The sequence below is a fragment of the Amycolatopsis sp. NPDC088138 genome (genome assembly GCF_044741685.1).
Classification (GTDB): Bacteria; Actinomycetota; Actinomycetes; order Mycobacteriales; family Pseudonocardiaceae; genus Amycolatopsis.
The window spans coordinates 317,014-331,065 of sequence record NZ_JBIUTB010000002.1 but is presented as its reverse complement, the minus strand read 5'-3'; the positions used below and the strand labels follow the sequence as shown (position 1 = coordinate 331,065).

The window sequence follows — 14,052 nt, the reverse complement described above, 5'->3', positions numbered from 1 at the left end:
TCCAGACCGAACAGGGAGGAACCGGAAATGTCGATCTTCGCCACATTGGGTGCGTACGCCGGGCTGTTGCTGCTGGTGCTGATGGCCGTGACGCCGCTGTTCGCCGACCGCGAGCTGTGATCGACGCGAGCTTCCGCCGCGTCGGGCGCCGGGCACGTCTTGGCCGCATGCCCGTCGACGACGCCGCGGAGCCTTCGCGTCAGGGTGCGACGCTCGCCTCCGCGTAGGCGTCCGCCGCGCTGAAGATGTCCTGGCCGTACGTCACGGCCGGGTTGTAGAACAGCACCGCGCGCCACCAGCCCGCCGGCGTGCCCAGGTCGTCGCCGCCCGAACACAGGTAGCGCGCCGCCGTGAAGGCCGCGTCGTCGACGTTCTGGGGGTCGGGCGTGCCGCCGTCGCCGTTGGCGCGCTCCTGGTACTTCTTCCACGTCGACGGCTGGAACTGCAGCGGGCCGATCAGGTGGTCCCACGACTTGTCGCCGTCGAGCTTGCCGCCGTCGGTGTCGTGCACCGCCGGGACGCCGGGCGAGCCGTCCAGCGGCGGCCCGACGACCGGCATCACCAGCCGCCCGTCCGGCCGGATCGCCGAGAGGTCGAACTTCCCGCGCTCGGCCTCGACCCGGCCGATGCCGGCGAGCGTCGCCCACGAGAGGTGGCACGACGGCTTCTGCCGCTGCATCCACATCTCCGCCCGGCCGTACGCCGAAACCACGCGTGCCGGGATGTGCGTCTTGCCCGCGACCCTGGCCGCCCACGCGTCGAGCTCGGCCTGGTCGGAGACCGCGGGCCGGTCGACCGGTGCGGCGAGCCCGGCCCGTGGTGACTCCGCACCGGGCTGCGGGCGCTGCTGCGGGATGGCCAGCGCCGGCTGGACCGGCGGTGGCGCCGCCGGCGCTTTCGGGTTCCGGACACCGATGGTGAGCACCAGGACCACCCCGGCGACCACGAGGACCACCGCGAGAGCCGCCCGGCTGAGATAGCGCCTCGGTGGACCGCCCGAGGGCGGCGAGTCCGGAGGTGTGACGGTCGGCTGAGCGGTATCGGCCACCCGAACAGGTTACGGAGCCACTCAAGAGGGACCCCGATCGCCTGACCAGGCAAACGCACGGTTAAAACAGGTCCGCTGCCAGCGACGTCACAGATTTTGTTATCGAGTCGACGCGCAGCACGCTGACCTGCGGTTACCCTAACCTAACTTCGCTTTCCGGTCCGTTTTGCCCGGTTCCGCCGTCTCTCCCGGACGTACCCTCGCTGGACTTACAGGTGAGCCTTACCTAAAAACTTCACGGGGGCGGACGAAAACAGGAGGCGGACCGTTGTTGTTCTCGAGCGCGCTGATCGGACTGCGTGAAGGCCTGGAGGCCGCGCTGGTCGTCAGCATTCTCGTGGCCTTCCTGGTCAAGACCGACCGGCGCCACGCGCTGCGCTGGGTGTGGCCCGGCGTCGGCGCCGCGGTGCTGCTGTCGGTCGCCGTCGGCGCCGTGCTCACCTACACGACCGCCCAGCTGTCGTTCGAGCACCAGGAGCTGCTCGGCGGGAGCCTCTCGATCGTCGCCGTCGTGTTCGTCACGGCGATGATCTTCTGGATGCGCAAGGCGTCCAAGAGCATCGCCGCCGAGCTGCGCGGGAAGATGGACGACGCGCTCGACGTCGGCCCGATGGCCGTGCTGCTGCTGTCCTTCCTCGCGGTCGGCCGCGAAGGTCTCGAGACCGCGGTGTTCTTCTACTCCGCCGTGCAGACCGCTCAGTCCGACACCGTGCAGCCGCTGATCGGGTTCGCCGTCGGCATCCTCGCCGCGGTCGTGCTGGCCTGGCTGCTCTACCGCGGCGCCGTCCGGTTCAACCTGTCGAAGTTCTTCACGATCACCGGCGTGCTGCTGGTGTTCGTCGCCGCCGGCGTGCTCGGTTACGGCCTGCACGACCTGCAGGAGGCCGCGTTCCTGCCCGGCATCAACACCCTCGCCTTCGACGCTTCGAACGTGCTGCCGGAGACGTCCTGGTACGGCGCCCTGCTCAAGGGCATCCTCAACTACTCGCAGCAGACGACCGTGCTGCAGGCCATCGCGTGGGTCGCCTACGTCGTCATCGTGCTGCCCCTTTTCCTCAAGCCCAGCAAGAAGACCGCGCCGGCGCCCGCCGCCGCGGCCGCCCCGAAGGAGTGACCGTGCGCAAGACCCACAGAACCCCGCTGGCCCTGGTGGCCGGTGCCGCCGCGCTGGTGACGCTGGCCGCGTGCGACGGCCAGGGCAGCACCGGCTCCGGCACCGAAACGGGCGCCGCCGGCGGCCCGATCAAGGTCGAAGCCTCGGACACCGCGTGCAACGTCTCGGTCAACACCGCCGCCGCGGGCAACGTGACCTTCGAGATCACCAACAAGGGCAGCAAGGTCACCGAGTTCTACCTCTACGCCGAGGGCGACCGGATCCTGGGCGAGGTCGAGAACATCGCCCCGGGCCTCAACCGGCGGCTGATCGTCGAGGCCTCCGACGCGGGCAAGTACCAGACCGCGTGCAAGCCGGGCATGGCAGGCAACGGCATCCGCGGCGACTTCACCATCACCGGTGGCGCGCCGAAGCAGGCCGACGCCAACGCGCAGAAGGCCGCGGCCACCAAGAGCTACGCCGACTACGTCGCGAACAACACCGCCGCGCTGGACGAGCAGACGGGCAAGTTCGTCGACCTCGTCAAGGCCGGCAAGGTCGACGAGGCGAAGGCCGCGTACGCGACCACCCGCATCTACTACGAGCGCATCGAGCCGGTGGCCGAGAAGTTCGGCGACCTGGACCCGGCCATCGACGTGCGCGAGGCCGACCTCGAGCCGAACCAGCAGTTCACCGGGTTCCACCGGCTGGAGAAGGACCTCTACGTGACCGGCCTCAAGCCGGACAGCTCGCAGATCGCGGACAAGCTGCTCACCGACGTCAAGGACCTGGTCTCGAAGACCAAGACCCTCGAGCTGACCGCGCTCGACCTGGCGAACGGCGCGAAGGGCCTGCTCGACGAGGTCGCCACCGGCAAGATCACCGGCGAGGAGGAGACCTTCTCGCACACCGACCTGTGGGACTTCCAGGCCAACGTGGACGGCTCGAAGGGCGCGATCGCCTCGCTGCGGCCGCTGCTGCAGGAGCGTGACGCCGCCCTCGTGTCCACTTTGGACAAGGAGTTCGCGAACGTGCAGGGCCTGCTCGACAAGACGCGCGTGGGTGACGGCTACAAGTTCTACAACCAGCTGTCCCAGGACGAGATCAAGGCGTTCGCCAGTGCCGTCGACGCACTGAGCGAGCCGCTGAGCAAGGTTGCGGAGGTTGTTTCCAAGTGACCGAAGACGGCACCCGCGTCTCCCGCCGGAAGCTCTTCGGCCTGGCGGGAGCGGGTGTCGCGCTCGCCGGGGCCGGGGCCGCGGCGGGCATCGGGATCGACAAGGCGACCGGCGGCAGCGCCGAGGCGTCGGTGACCACCGTCGACTTCCACGGCGAGCACCAGGCCGGGATCGTCACGCCGGCCCAGGCGAACCTGCACTTCGCCGCCTTGGACGTGACGACCACCGACCGCGAGAAGCTGCGGCAGCTGCTCAAGACGTGGACCGACGCGGCCCGCCGGATGACGGCGGGCCAGGAGGTCGTCCCGAACGGCGCAGTCGGCGGCGGCGAGTTCGCCCCGCCGGGCGACACCGGCGAGGCACTCGACCTGCCGGCGTCGCACCTGACGCTGACGATCGGCTTCGGGCCGTCGCTGTTCGACGGCCGCTTCGGCCTCGCGTCGAAGCGGCCGCCGCAGCTGATCGACCTCCCGCTGTTCCCGAAGGACAAGCTCGACCCGGCCCGCAGCGGCGGCGACCTGTGCATCCAGGCGTGCGCGGACGACCCGCAGGTCGCCGTGCACGCGGTGCGCAACCTGGTGCGGCTCGGCTTCGGCGTCACCGAGGTCCGCTGGTCGCAGCTCGGCTTCGGCCGCAGCTCGTCGACGTCGCGGGCGCAGCAGACTCCGCGGAACCTGTTCGGTTTCAAGGACGGCACGAACAACATCAAGTCCGAGGACACGGACTACCTGCGCGACCAGGTGTGGGCCACGCCCGCCGACGGGCAGGCCTGGATGGCCGGCGGCAGCTACCTGGTGGCGCGCCGGATCCGGATGCACATCGAGACGTGGGACCGCGAGACGCTCGACGGCCAGCAGCAGATCATCGGCCGCACCAAGGGCGTCGGCGCGGCTCTGGGCCAGCAGAACGAGTTCGACGAAATCGACCTGGACGTCGGCGGCGCGGGCGGCGAGAAGCTGATCGCGGAGGACGCCCACATCCGGCTCGCGTCGCACCAAGCGTTGAACGGAACGCGCATCCTGCGCCGCGGGTACAACTTCGTCGACGGCTCGGACGGTGTCGGGCACCTCGAAGCCGGGCTGTTCTTCCTGGCGTTCAACCGGGACACCCGCAAGCAGTACGTCCCGATGCAGCAGGCGCTGTCCGCGAAGGACGCGATGATGGAGTACGTCCAGCACACGGGTTCGGCGCACTTCGCGGTGCCGCCGGGCGTCTCGCCGACCGGCTCCTGGGGCGACGCCCTGTTTGCCTAAAGCCTTTAGGTTGATCTACACTCGCTTTAGGCAAAAGGGAGTGTAGTTATGGTTCGAGCCGGTCTGACCACGGAACGCGTCGTGCGCGCCGGGGCGGAGCTGGCCGATAAGGCCGGCTTCGACCAGGTGACGCCGTCGGAGCTGGCGCGGCGGTTCGACGTCAAGGTCGCGAGCCTCTATTCGCACGTCAAGAACGCGCACGACCTGAAGACGAAGATCGCCCTGCTCGCGCTGGAGGAGCTCGCCGACCGGGCCGCCGCCGCGCTGGCCGGGCGGGCGGGGCGCGACGCGCTCGTGGCCTTCGCCGACGTCTACCGCGACTACGCCCGGGAACACCCCGGGCGGTACGCCGCCGCGCGGTTCCGGCTCGACCCGGAGACCGCCGCCGCGAGTGCCGGGGTCCGGCACTCGCGGATGATGCGCGCGATCCTGCGGGGTTACGACCTCGCCGGGCCGGACGAGACGCACGCCGTCCGGCTGCTGGGCAGCGTCTTCCACGGGTACGTCGACCTGGAGTCCCAGGGCGGCTTCGACCACAGCTCCCCCGCCTCGCAGGAGTCCTGGACCCGGATCCTCGCCGTGCTCGACACCCTTCTTCGCGATTGGCCTCAGACATGATCACCACACCTATCACCGCATCTTTGGTTCGCGGCGCCCTCGAACTCGAGCCCACCGAGTTGGGCTTGATGCCGCACCGGCTGCCCGCGCGGGCCCGGGAGCAGAACACCGACCCGCGCCTCGCGATGGCCGAGGCGCAGCCCGCGGGCGTCCGGCTGCGGTTCCGGACCCGGGCCGACGTCGTCGAGCTGGAAACCCGGCCCACGAAACTGGTCTACGCGGGCACCCCGCCACGCCCGGACGGCGTCTACGACCTGCTCGTCGACGGCCGGCTCGCGCAGTCGGGCGTGGTCGAGGGCGGCAGCACGCTGACCGTCGACCCGCTCACCGGCAACGGCTCGCAGGCCGACGGCCCGGCCGGCACCGTCCGGTTCGCCGGGCTGGGCACCGACCTCAAGGACGTCGAGATCTGGTTGCCGCACAACGAGATCACCGAGCTGGTGGCCCTGCGCACCGACGCGCCGGTCGAGGCCGCGCCGGCGCTCGGCCGGGTGTGGCTGCACCACGGCAGCTCGATCAGCCACGGCTCGAACGCCGCGACCCCGTCGGGGACCTGGCCCGCGCTCGCCGCGACGGCCGCGGGCGCAGACCTGATCAACCTGGGGTTCAGCGGCAACGCGCTGCTCGACCCGTTCACCGCCCGCGCGCTGCGGGACACCCCGGCCGACCTGATCAGCGTCAAGCTCGGCATCAACGTGGTCAACGCCGACCTGATGCGCCTGCGCGCGTTCGGCCCGGCCGTGCACGGGTTCCTCGACACCATCCGCGACGGCCACCCGGACACGCCACTGCTCGTCGTCTCGCCGATCCTCTGCCCGATCCACGAGCAGACCCCCGGGCCCGGGGACTTCGACCACGAGGCGCTGGCCGCCGGGCAGGTGCGGTTCCGGGCCACCGGCGACCCCGCCGAGACGGCCGCGGGCAAGCTGACGCTGGAGGTCGTCCGGAGCGAGCTGGCGCGGATCGTTTCGGCTCGCCGCGATCCGGCCCTGCACTACCTCGACGGCCGCGCGCTGTACGGCGAAGCGGACTTCGCGGAGTTCCCGCTGCCGGACAACCTGCACCCGGACCCCGCGGCGCACCGCCGGATCGGCGAGCGGTTCACGAAGCTCGTGTTCTCGGACGGCGTCTTCTCTTGACTTCAAGCTCGCTTGAAGTTGAATGCTGGGCGCATGTTCACCGAAGCAGAGCTCGCGTACCTCGCTGACCAGCCCCTGGGCCGCCTGGCGACGGCCCAGCCCGACGGCAAACTCCAGGTCAACCCGGTCGGCTTCCGCTACAACCCGGACGAGAAGACCGTCGACGTCACCGGGCACAACCTGCGCACCAGCAAGAAGTTCCGCAACATCGCGACGAACGACCGGGTCGCGTTCGTCGTCGACGACCTCCCGTCGACGAACCCGTGGCGCGTCCGCTGCCTGGAGATCCGCGGCCGCGCCGAGGCGCTGGTCGGCGTCAGCCTCCCGGACAACCACTTCGACGACGCGGTGATCCGCATCCACCCGGAGCGGATCCTCGCCTTCGGCGTCGAGGACTGGGACCGGGAACCGCTGGAGCTGGAAACGAACATCCGCAACGTCTGACGGCCGCCGGTGCGGGCACTGGGGGTGCCCGCACCGCGGGGTCACATCAGGGTGCCGCAGGCGGCGCGGGTGCACCACACCTGGTGGACGCCGACGTAGTCGTCGATGTACAGCACCGCGTAGACCTTCTGGACGCCACCCGGGATGTTGATGGAGAGCGGGTCGTCCTGCCAGGTGACGGTCTCGCCGGCGACGGCGGCATGGCACTTCGAGATGCCGGTGTCGTAATTGCCGTTGACGCCCCAGTAGCAGACCCGGCGCAGGCCGCTCGCCGCGTGGAGCGAGCCGGAGATGTAGATCGTGCGGCCGCCGGTCCAGGTGACGGCCCCCTTCGTTTGGGTGGCGCCGTAGGTCATGGTCCAGCCGGTTCCGGCCGCCTGGGCGGCGGTGGTCCCGGTGAGCAGGGCGGCGGCGACCGCGGCGACGGCCAGCAAGGATTTGAGTACGCGCAACGAAGTTCCTTTCCGGGGCGGAGTTCCCCGTGACTCGGCGGAACCGGTCACGCGTGTCGTCCGCGTCCGGCCACGGCATCCACGCCTGACCGCGGCCTTCGGTTGAGCCGTTTCCGGCAGAGTCCCCCGTGACTCGGCGGAACCGGTCACGCGGCATCCGCGTCCGGCTGCCGTACCCACGCCCGACCGCGGCCTTCGGTTGAGCCGTTTCCGGCGGAGTCCCCCATGACTCGGCGGAACCGGTCACGCGGCACCCGCGTCCGGCTGCCGTACCCACGCCCGACCGCGGCTTTCGGTTGAGCCGTTTCGCTAGCGGCGACCACCCCAGCCCGTGTAGGCCACCACTCCCGCCACCCCCACGACCACCGCCGTCCACGTGGCGGCGGGGGCGCCCGGTGGTTGCAGCATCCACCCCACGATGTGGCTGGTCGTCGAGCCGTCGTTCTGGACGAACGGGGTGATCGCCGCCCAGAGCAGCGGGAGGGTCCAGCCGAACTGGCCGCCCGCGAGCGTCGCCGCCAGGCCGGCCAGGCCCAGCAGGCCCGCCGTGTCGCGCGCGATGAGCGACAAGTCGACAATGGCCATGCCCAGCTCCTGGACCGCCAGCACCGCGCCCCCGGCCGCGAGGCCGATCAGCGTCAGGTGCACGAGCCGGCGGACCGGCCACGGCAGCGCCGCGATGCGGTCGAGGTCCAGGTCCTGGCCACTGAGTCCGATCGCCGCCACCGCGATCCCGGCCGTCAGCGTCAGCATGACCGGCACGGGCGACCACGAGCCGCGAGCCACGAACCACAGCACGGCCGTGGCCACCACCAGCGCCGCGAACGCCGCCGGGAGTTGTCTCGACCGGGCGTACAGCGTCGCCCACCTCATCGCAACGCTCCCGGGACCAGCGGGTCGCCCTGGCAGCTCAGGAGCACGCGCCGCAACGCCACGATCCGCGCGAACCCGACCTCCACCGGAAGATGACGCAACCGGACACACCGCCCCGCCCACCTCATCGCAACGCCCCCGGCACCAACGGATCGCCGTGACAGGTCAGCAGCACGCGCCGCAACGCCACGAACTGCGCGAACCCGACCTCCACCGGAAGGCGACGCAACCAACCACACAGCCCCGCCCACCTCATCGCAACGCCCCCGGCACCAACGGATCACCCTGGCAAGTCACCAGCACTCGCCGCAACGCCACGAACCGCGAGAACCCGACCTCCACCGGAAGCTGTCGCGACCGGACACACAGCCTCACCCACCTCATCGCAACGCTCCCGGGACCAACGTGTCCAGCGGGTCGCCCTGACAGGTCAGCAGCACATGCCGCAGCGCGACGATCCGCGCGAACTGGACCTCTGCCGGGAGCGCACGGAACTTCTGCCACGCCTGCTCGACCGGGCTGGACTCCCGGCGGAACCAGCTGCCGCCGTACTCGGGCAGTGGCTTCAGCTCGCCGGTGAAGTACGCCGCCGCGATCATGCGGCCGCCCAGGTCGGCCAGGTCGCCGTAGCTCGGTCGCACGCACGTGGGCAGCCCGGCCCCGGACAGCACCGCCGTCCGCAGGGTGCTCGCGTCCGCCGTGAGCAGGACGTCGTTGAGCTGGAAGTCCAGGTAGACGACGCCGGGATCACGAGCGGGCGGGTCGGTGACCGAGGCCGGTGACGTCCGCTCCTCGATCCGGGTGGGCGCGCCGGGCAGCTTCGCCAGCATGGCCAGCGCTTCCCGCCCCGGCCCGGCCAGCGCGGCCAGCCTGTCCTCGTGCGCCCGGCTGACGCAGATCGGGCCGTCGCAGAGCTTCTGGGCGGCGATGCCGTCCGGGGCCAGTAGCCCGTCGGCGGAAGCCGGGAAGACCGGCAGGGCGATCGCCGCGCCGACCACCACCGGCAGCAGGCTCAGCACCCTGGCCCGCGTGGAACCGGCCGCCAGCAGCAGGAAACCCGTCGCCGCGAGCCCCGCGAACCACGCCGTCTGCCCGAGGTCCACCGCGGTCGACGTCGTCACCAGCGCGCCCCGTGGCTCCCCGAGAACAGGCGCCAGCAGTTCGAACCGGCTGTACGAGAACGGGACCACGTTCCTCTCGATCGAGGTCCAGGCCAGCACCGACACCACCAGGGTCAGCACGGCCAGCGCCGGCGCGGTCAGCGGGTGCGGCAGCAGCCGCCCGATCGCCAGGCCGGCCCAGCTGCCCGCCACGACGGCGAGCAGGCCGACCACGAGGACCGGCAGGAAGCTCGCGGAGACGAACCCGCCGTGCCCGAGCACCTCGGCCAAGCCGACACCGAACACCACCACGACTCCGAGCGCGCACAGCGCCCCCACCGCGCCGGCCAGCCGCACCGCCCGGTGCCAGCCCGGCCGCGATGTCGTGGACAGCAGCTCGACCATGCCGGAGCGGCTGTCGCGCATGCCCTGGATCGCCCCGGCGCCGACGGCGATCGGCCACAGGAACACCAGCAGGAACCGCAGCCACAGCGCGGTGGTCGTCGTGTTCCCCGTCCACGGCGCGGGCACCTTCCACCACGGGCCGGACAGCAGGAACAGGAACCCGAGCGCGACGACGACCAGCGCCAGCCCGGCCCAGGGCGCGATGGAGCGCCGGAGCTCGATGCGGAAGACCATCACCAGGCCCCCTTGCCCGGTTCGTGGTTCAGCAGCGCCGAATAGCCGCGCTCGATCGGGCTGTCGCCGACGTGGTCCGGCGTCCCCGCCGCGGCCAGTTCGCCGGGGGTGCCCTGGAAAACCAGCTTGCCCGCGTCGAACAGCACGACGTCGGAGCAGGCCGTGGCGACGTCTTCGACCAGGTGGGTCGAGATCAGCACGCACGAGTCCTGCCCCAGCTCCTGGACGAGCTCGCGGAACCGGACGCGCTGCGCCGGGTCGAGGCCGGCCGTCGGCTCGTCGAACAGCAGGATGTCCGGGTCGTTGACGATCGCCTGGGCGATCCCGACGCGCCGCACCATGCCGCCGGACAGCGTCTTCATCCGGTCGTCGGCGCGGTCGGCCAGCCCGACCCGCTCCACCGCGCGCTGCACCGCGCCCGGGATGCCCGCCTTCGGCATCTCCTTGAGCCACGCCAGGTATTCGACGAACTCGCGGACCGTGAACCGCTTGTAGTACCCGAAGTTCTGCGGCAGGTAGCCGATCCGGCGGCGCAGGCCGCGCTGCCCGGTGCGCCCCCCGGCCGGCGCACCGAGCAACGACAGCGTTCCTTCCGCCGGCCGGAGCACCGTGGCCAGTGCCCGGATCAGCGTCGTCTTGCCCGCGCCGTTCGGCCCGAGCAAGCCGTGCACCCCCTTGCCGAGGGACAGGTCGACCCCGTCCACCGCCATCTTCCGACGCCCCACCCGCACCTTGAGCCCCTCGGCCTGGATCTCCCAGGCGTAGGCCGTTGGCGCGATCTCGGCGGCCCCGACAGCACGCATGTCTTCCTCCCTAGTTGCGCACGCCGAGCCGGGTGAAGGCGCCCTTGTGCAGGGCGACCACCACCGTCGTCAGCGCGAAGACCCCCGCCCACACCGGCAACGCGCCGGTGGTGAGCGCAAACGTTTGCTGCTGGGCCGCCACGGACGGCAGCACCACCAGCGCGACCCAGACCGCGATCAGCGCGTACGCCGCCCGGGTGACCCCGATCAGCCCGCCCAGCGCGAGCGTGCCGGTGGTGAAGGCCAGGCTCGGCAGCAGCCAGAGCGCGACACCGGTCCCGGTCAGCCAGCCGGCGACGCCGAGCACCGGCAGCACGACGAGCAGCACCGCCACCGTCCGCCGCGAGATCAGGTACAGCCCGGCCCGCGGGGTCGAGACGACGACCTCGTACGCCGGATCGAGCCCCCGCGCCCACGACGCGGCGACCCCCAGCACCGGCAGCACCGGGGCGAACAATTGCACCGCCGTCGTGTCGAACACCGTGCGCCAGACCTGGTCGAACACCACCGCGAGCAGCGTGAGCAGCACGATCATCGCCAGCCACGGCACCATCACCGGGGTGACCCAGGTGGACAGCCACCGCCGCCGCTTCGGATTCCGGACCGGGCGCGGGTGCGCGGGTGCGCTCGGCAGCTCGATGTCCACCGCGAGCCGCGACCAGACGAGGTCCACCACCGGCTGCATCGGTGTCAGCGCGGCCAGCCGCGCCCGGCACTGCGCGCAGGCTTCGAGGTGCGCTTCGAGGCCCCAGAGCTGGTCACCGGGGAGGTCGTCACCCGCCGCGTACCCGGTGATGAGCCGGTCCGACGCATGGTTCATGACAGTGCCTCCCGCATCGCGATCCGGGCCCGGCGGGCCCGGGTCTTGACGGTTCCTTCCGGCAGTCCGAGCAGGACGGCGGTCTCCCGGACGGTCAGCCCGTCGAGCACCATCGCCTGCAGCACGGCCCGCAGCTCGGGCGCGAGGTCGCGCAGCGCGTCACCGACCTCGTCGCCGACCGCCGCCGCCAGCGCCTCTTCCTCGGCACCCGGCACCGGCGCGACGTCGAGCGCCATCACCGGTGGCGGCTGCGCGTGGTGCGCCCGGCGGCGGAACGCGTCGACCAGCCGCCGCACCGCGATGGTCCACACCCAGCCGACCGCGGAACCGCCGGTCGCGGCGCCCGCGAACGACCCCGCCGCGCGCCAGACCGCCAGGTACGTCTCCTGCATGACCTCGGCGACGACCTGCTCGTCCGCGCACCGGCGGCGCAGGCGCACGGCCAGCCAGGGCGACGTGCGGCGGTAGAGCTCCTCGAACGCCGCGCGGTCGCCCTTGGCCGTGCGCCGGACGAGGTGCTCCTCGTCGGCGTCCTCCAGTGGCTTCGTCCTCACACCAGGGAAGACGCCGGATGATCGGATTCGGTTCTCACCCGAATGTGTGCTGCGTCACACCTCGCGGGTCGGCCAGAACTTGCGCCAGCCGTCCGCCTCCAGGGTCGTCGGCTCGAGGCCGGCGTCGCGCGCGGCCTGCTCGGCGGCGCGGATCTCGAGCGCGAACTCCTTCGCCAGCGCCCGCAGCTCGCCTTCGGCGTCGACACCCGCGCGGCGCGCCGTGGCGGCGATGCGGAACAGCTGGGCGGCGGCGTTCGAGCCCTCGGGGAACAGGTCGAGCGGGATGCCCGCACGGCCGCTGCGCTGCCCGAGCTTGCCCGCCAGCGCGACCGCGGGCTGGCCGAGCGCCACACCGTCCACAATGGACTGACGCTGCTTCTCGCGCTGCTTCAGCTCTTCCCACTTGAGGTTCTGGTGTTCGACCGTGCGCACCTCGTCGGCGTCGGCGAAGACGTTCGGGTGCCGGCCGACCAGCTTCTCGACGAGCGCGGCGGCGACGTCGTCGATGCCGAACGGGTCGTCGGCGTCTTCGGCGGCCACCCGGGCGTGGAACAGCACCTGGAGCAGGACGTCGCCGAGCTCCTCGCGCAGGGCCTCGCGGTCACCGTCTTCGATCGCGTCCAGCAGCTCGTAGGTCTCCTCGACCAGGTACTGCCGCAGCGACTCGTGCGTCTGGACGGCGTCCCACGGGCAGCCGCCGGGCGAGCGCAGCCGGTCCATCACGTCCGCGGCCTCGACCAGCGGCGGGACCGGGGTGTCGATCACCCGCGCACCGGTCGCGATGAGCAGGGACGCAGCCGGCTCGTCACGGGACGTCGCGAGCAGCACGATGTCCTTCAGCGACGACGCCGTCGTCACGGCCGGGACCCCGAACACCGCGGGATCGACGTCCGTGGCCGCGTAGACGGCGGTGGACTCACGCAGGATCTTCAGCGCCGCGGCGGGCAGGGTCGCCCCGCGGACGACCACGACGACGCCGGTGGTCACTGCTGCTGGGGAGCACCCGAGGACAGCACGAGGCCCTGGGCGGCGTCCTGGTTCGGCACGACGGTCAGGCCGACGACGTCCCACACGCCGTACCGCGGGTTGACGCGCACGCCGAGCCGGTCGAAGTACGGCTGCAGCTGCCGCATGCCGATGGCGCCCTTGGTGGCGGGGTCGAGCGGCTGGGGCTGCTCCGTGGCGACGGGCTTGTCGTCCGCGCGCTGCCGGACGACGGCGACGAACCACGTGCCCTGCTGGTTCGGGTACGGGAAGACCGCGACGGTGCCGGCCGCGGAGCCGAAGAGCGGGGTCGCGGCGAGCACCCCGGCCTGCGCCGCCGGCAGCGCCACGCCGAGGCCGGTGAGCGGCGGGATGGAGTCGACGTTCTGGCCCTGCGAGGCCGCCTGCTGCCGCAGCGACTGCTCGTACTGGTTGTCGCCGCCGATGCGCTTGGTCGCGGCCGCGGGGTCGGCGGCGAACTGCCGGCCGAGGTCGTAGGCCGCCTTCTGCGCGGCGGGACCCTGGGGCGGTTCCTGGCCGTCGGCGGTCGGGAGGGAACCGATCGACGTGTAGTCGAACGTGACCGCCAGGTCCGGCATGGTCTTGTCGGCCAGCTCCTGCGCGAGGTTGGCGTCGGTCAGCTCCTCGCGGTGGTCGCGCGCCCGGGTGGCCACCTGGCTGACCGCCTGGGCCTCGTTGGCCGAGTTCGCGGGCACCGCCCCGGCGAGGGGGTCCTTCGCCAGCTGGGCGTCGATCTGCCCGTAGTTGGGCGAAATGCCCTCCTGCTGCGCGGCCTTCAGGAGCAGCTCGTGCAGCACGAGCTGGCCGACGAACGCCCGGCCGAGCAGGTCGAGCTTGTGCTCGGAGGCCAGCTTCTGCGCGTACGGGTGCTCGCGGACGGCCTTGTCGATCAGGTTCTGCACCTGGTCGATGGAAATCGAGGTGTCGCCGACGATCGCGGCGCTGCCGACCTGACTGGGGCCCGTGCCGCAGCCGGCGAGCAGAAGAGCACCGGCAACAACCGCGACCAGCGCGCGAGGGCGCCCCATGATCC

General features: G+C 71.7%; 15 protein-coding genes. 6 read left to right on the top strand and 9 right to left on the bottom strand.

Annotation, left to right across the window (positions count from 1 at the left end):
• Positions 1-199: 199 nt before the first annotated feature.
• Positions 200-946: a murein transglycosylase gene (locus ACIOD2_RS09050; protein WP_400537967.1), complete on the bottom strand. Its 747-nt coding sequence runs from the start codon at positions 944-946 to the stop codon at positions 200-202.
• A gap of 370 nt (positions 947-1,316) precedes the next feature.
• Here ACIOD2_RS09050 and efeU point away from each other — a divergent pair, with 370 nt between their 5' ends.
• From efeU to ACIOD2_RS09020, 6 genes are read left to right on the top strand one after another with little or no spacing between them, the layout of a single operon-like run.
• Positions 1,317-2,162: an iron uptake transporter permease EfeU gene (gene efeU / locus ACIOD2_RS09045; RefSeq protein ID WP_400536157.1), complete on the top strand. Its 846-nt coding sequence runs from the start codon at positions 1,317-1,319 to the stop codon at positions 2,160-2,162.
• Positions 2,159-3,319, top strand: a complete 1,161-nt coding sequence (gene efeO / locus ACIOD2_RS09040; protein ID WP_400536154.1) for an iron uptake system protein EfeO — start codon at positions 2,159-2,161, stop codon at positions 3,317-3,319. The genes efeU and efeO overlap by 4 nt, the downstream gene beginning before the upstream one ends.
• On the top strand, positions 3,316-4,572 hold the full coding sequence (efeB, locus tag ACIOD2_RS09035) for an iron uptake transporter deferrochelatase/peroxidase subunit (protein WP_400536152.1): 1,257 nt from the start codon (positions 3,316-3,318) through the stop codon (positions 4,570-4,572). The genes efeO and efeB overlap by 4 nt, the downstream gene beginning before the upstream one ends.
• A gap of 48 nt (positions 4,573-4,620) precedes the next feature.
• Positions 4,621-5,190 (top strand): TetR/AcrR family transcriptional regulator, encoded by a 570-nt coding sequence (locus tag ACIOD2_RS09030; RefSeq protein WP_400536149.1) that lies wholly within the window; start codon positions 4,621-4,623, stop codon positions 5,188-5,190.
• Positions 5,187-6,329, top strand: a complete 1,143-nt coding sequence (locus tag ACIOD2_RS09025) for a GDSL-type esterase/lipase family protein (RefSeq protein ID WP_400536146.1) — start codon at positions 5,187-5,189, stop codon at positions 6,327-6,329. Before ACIOD2_RS09030 ends, ACIOD2_RS09025 begins: the two co-directional genes overlap by 4 nt.
• A gap of 33 nt (positions 6,330-6,362) precedes the next feature.
• A complete protein-coding gene (locus ACIOD2_RS09020; protein WP_400536143.1) occupies positions 6,363-6,773 on the top strand; it encodes a PPOX class F420-dependent oxidoreductase in 411 nt (136 codons plus the stop codon).
• Positions 6,774-6,814: 41 nt separating this feature from the next.
• Here the strand turns inward: ACIOD2_RS09020 and ACIOD2_RS09015 are convergent, their stop codons facing one another.
• From ACIOD2_RS09015 to ACIOD2_RS08980, 8 genes are all read right to left on the bottom strand, one after another.
• Positions 6,815-7,225: a hypothetical protein gene (locus tag ACIOD2_RS09015; RefSeq protein ID WP_400536141.1), complete on the bottom strand. Its 411-nt coding sequence runs from the start codon at positions 7,223-7,225 to the stop codon at positions 6,815-6,817.
• Between the two features lie 309 nt (positions 7,226-7,534).
• A complete protein-coding gene (locus ACIOD2_RS09010; RefSeq protein ID WP_400536138.1) occupies positions 7,535-8,098 on the bottom strand; it encodes a hypothetical protein in 564 nt (187 codons plus the stop codon).
• A gap of 380 nt (positions 8,099-8,478) precedes the next feature.
• On the bottom strand, positions 8,479-9,837 hold the full coding sequence (locus ACIOD2_RS09005) for a hypothetical protein (protein ID WP_400537965.1): 1,359 nt from the start codon (positions 9,835-9,837) through the stop codon (positions 8,479-8,481).
• Positions 9,837-10,640 carry an ABC transporter ATP-binding protein gene (locus tag ACIOD2_RS09000; protein ID WP_400536136.1) on the bottom strand — a complete coding sequence of 268 codons (804 nt, stop codon included), beginning with the start codon at positions 10,638-10,640 and terminating at the stop codon, positions 9,837-9,839. The genes ACIOD2_RS09005 and ACIOD2_RS09000 overlap by 1 nt, the downstream gene beginning before the upstream one ends.
• A 10-nt stretch (positions 10,641-10,650) precedes the next feature.
• Positions 10,651-11,460 carry a zf-HC2 domain-containing protein gene (locus tag ACIOD2_RS08995; protein ID WP_400536133.1) on the bottom strand — a complete coding sequence of 270 codons (810 nt, stop codon included), beginning with the start codon at positions 11,458-11,460 and terminating at the stop codon, positions 10,651-10,653.
• A complete protein-coding gene (locus tag ACIOD2_RS08990; RefSeq protein WP_400536131.1) occupies positions 11,457-12,014 on the bottom strand; it encodes an RNA polymerase sigma factor in 558 nt (185 codons plus the stop codon). Before ACIOD2_RS08990 ends, ACIOD2_RS08995 begins: the two co-directional genes overlap by 4 nt.
• A gap of 54 nt (positions 12,015-12,068) precedes the next feature.
• Positions 12,069-13,001, bottom strand: a complete 933-nt coding sequence (locus ACIOD2_RS08985; protein ID WP_400536129.1) for a MazG family protein — start codon at positions 12,999-13,001, stop codon at positions 12,069-12,071.
• The gene (locus tag ACIOD2_RS08980) at positions 12,998-14,047 is read right to left on the bottom strand and encodes a hypothetical protein (RefSeq protein WP_400536126.1); all 1,050 of its coding nucleotides are present in this window, start codon (positions 14,045-14,047) and stop codon (positions 12,998-13,000) included. The genes ACIOD2_RS08985 and ACIOD2_RS08980 overlap by 4 nt, the downstream gene beginning before the upstream one ends.
• Positions 14,048-14,052 lie beyond the last annotated feature (5 nt).

What these genes read in the sequence shown, in the direction of transcription:
- ACIOD2_RS09030 (WP_400536149.1), top strand. Translation starts at nt 4,621, where the DNA reads ATGGTTCGAGCCGGTCTGACCACGGAACGCGTCGTGCGCGCCGGGGCG.
- ACIOD2_RS09025 (WP_400536146.1), top strand. Translation starts at nt 5,187, where the DNA reads ATGATCACCACACCTATCACCGCATCTTTGGTTCGCGGCGCCCTCGAA.
- ACIOD2_RS09020 (WP_400536143.1), top strand. Translation starts at nt 6,363, where the DNA reads ATGTTCACCGAAGCAGAGCTCGCGTACCTCGCTGACCAGCCCCTGGGC.
- ACIOD2_RS09010 (WP_400536138.1), bottom strand. Translation starts at nt 8,098, where the DNA reads ATGAGGTGGGCGACGCTGTACGCCCGGTCGAGACAACTCCCGGCGGCG.
- ACIOD2_RS09005 (WP_400537965.1), bottom strand. Translation starts at nt 9,837, where the DNA reads ATGGTCTTCCGCATCGAGCTCCGGCGCTCCATCGCGCCCTGGGCCGGG.
- ACIOD2_RS09000 (WP_400536136.1), bottom strand. Translation starts at nt 10,640, where the DNA reads ATGCGTGCTGTCGGGGCCGCCGAGATCGCGCCAACGGCCTACGCCTGG.
- ACIOD2_RS08995 (WP_400536133.1), bottom strand. Translation starts at nt 11,460, where the DNA reads ATGAACCATGCGTCGGACCGGCTCATCACCGGGTACGCGGCGGGTGAC.
- ACIOD2_RS08980 (WP_400536126.1), bottom strand. Translation starts at nt 14,047, where the DNA reads ATGGGGCGCCCTCGCGCGCTGGTCGCGGTTGTTGCCGGTGCTCTTCTG.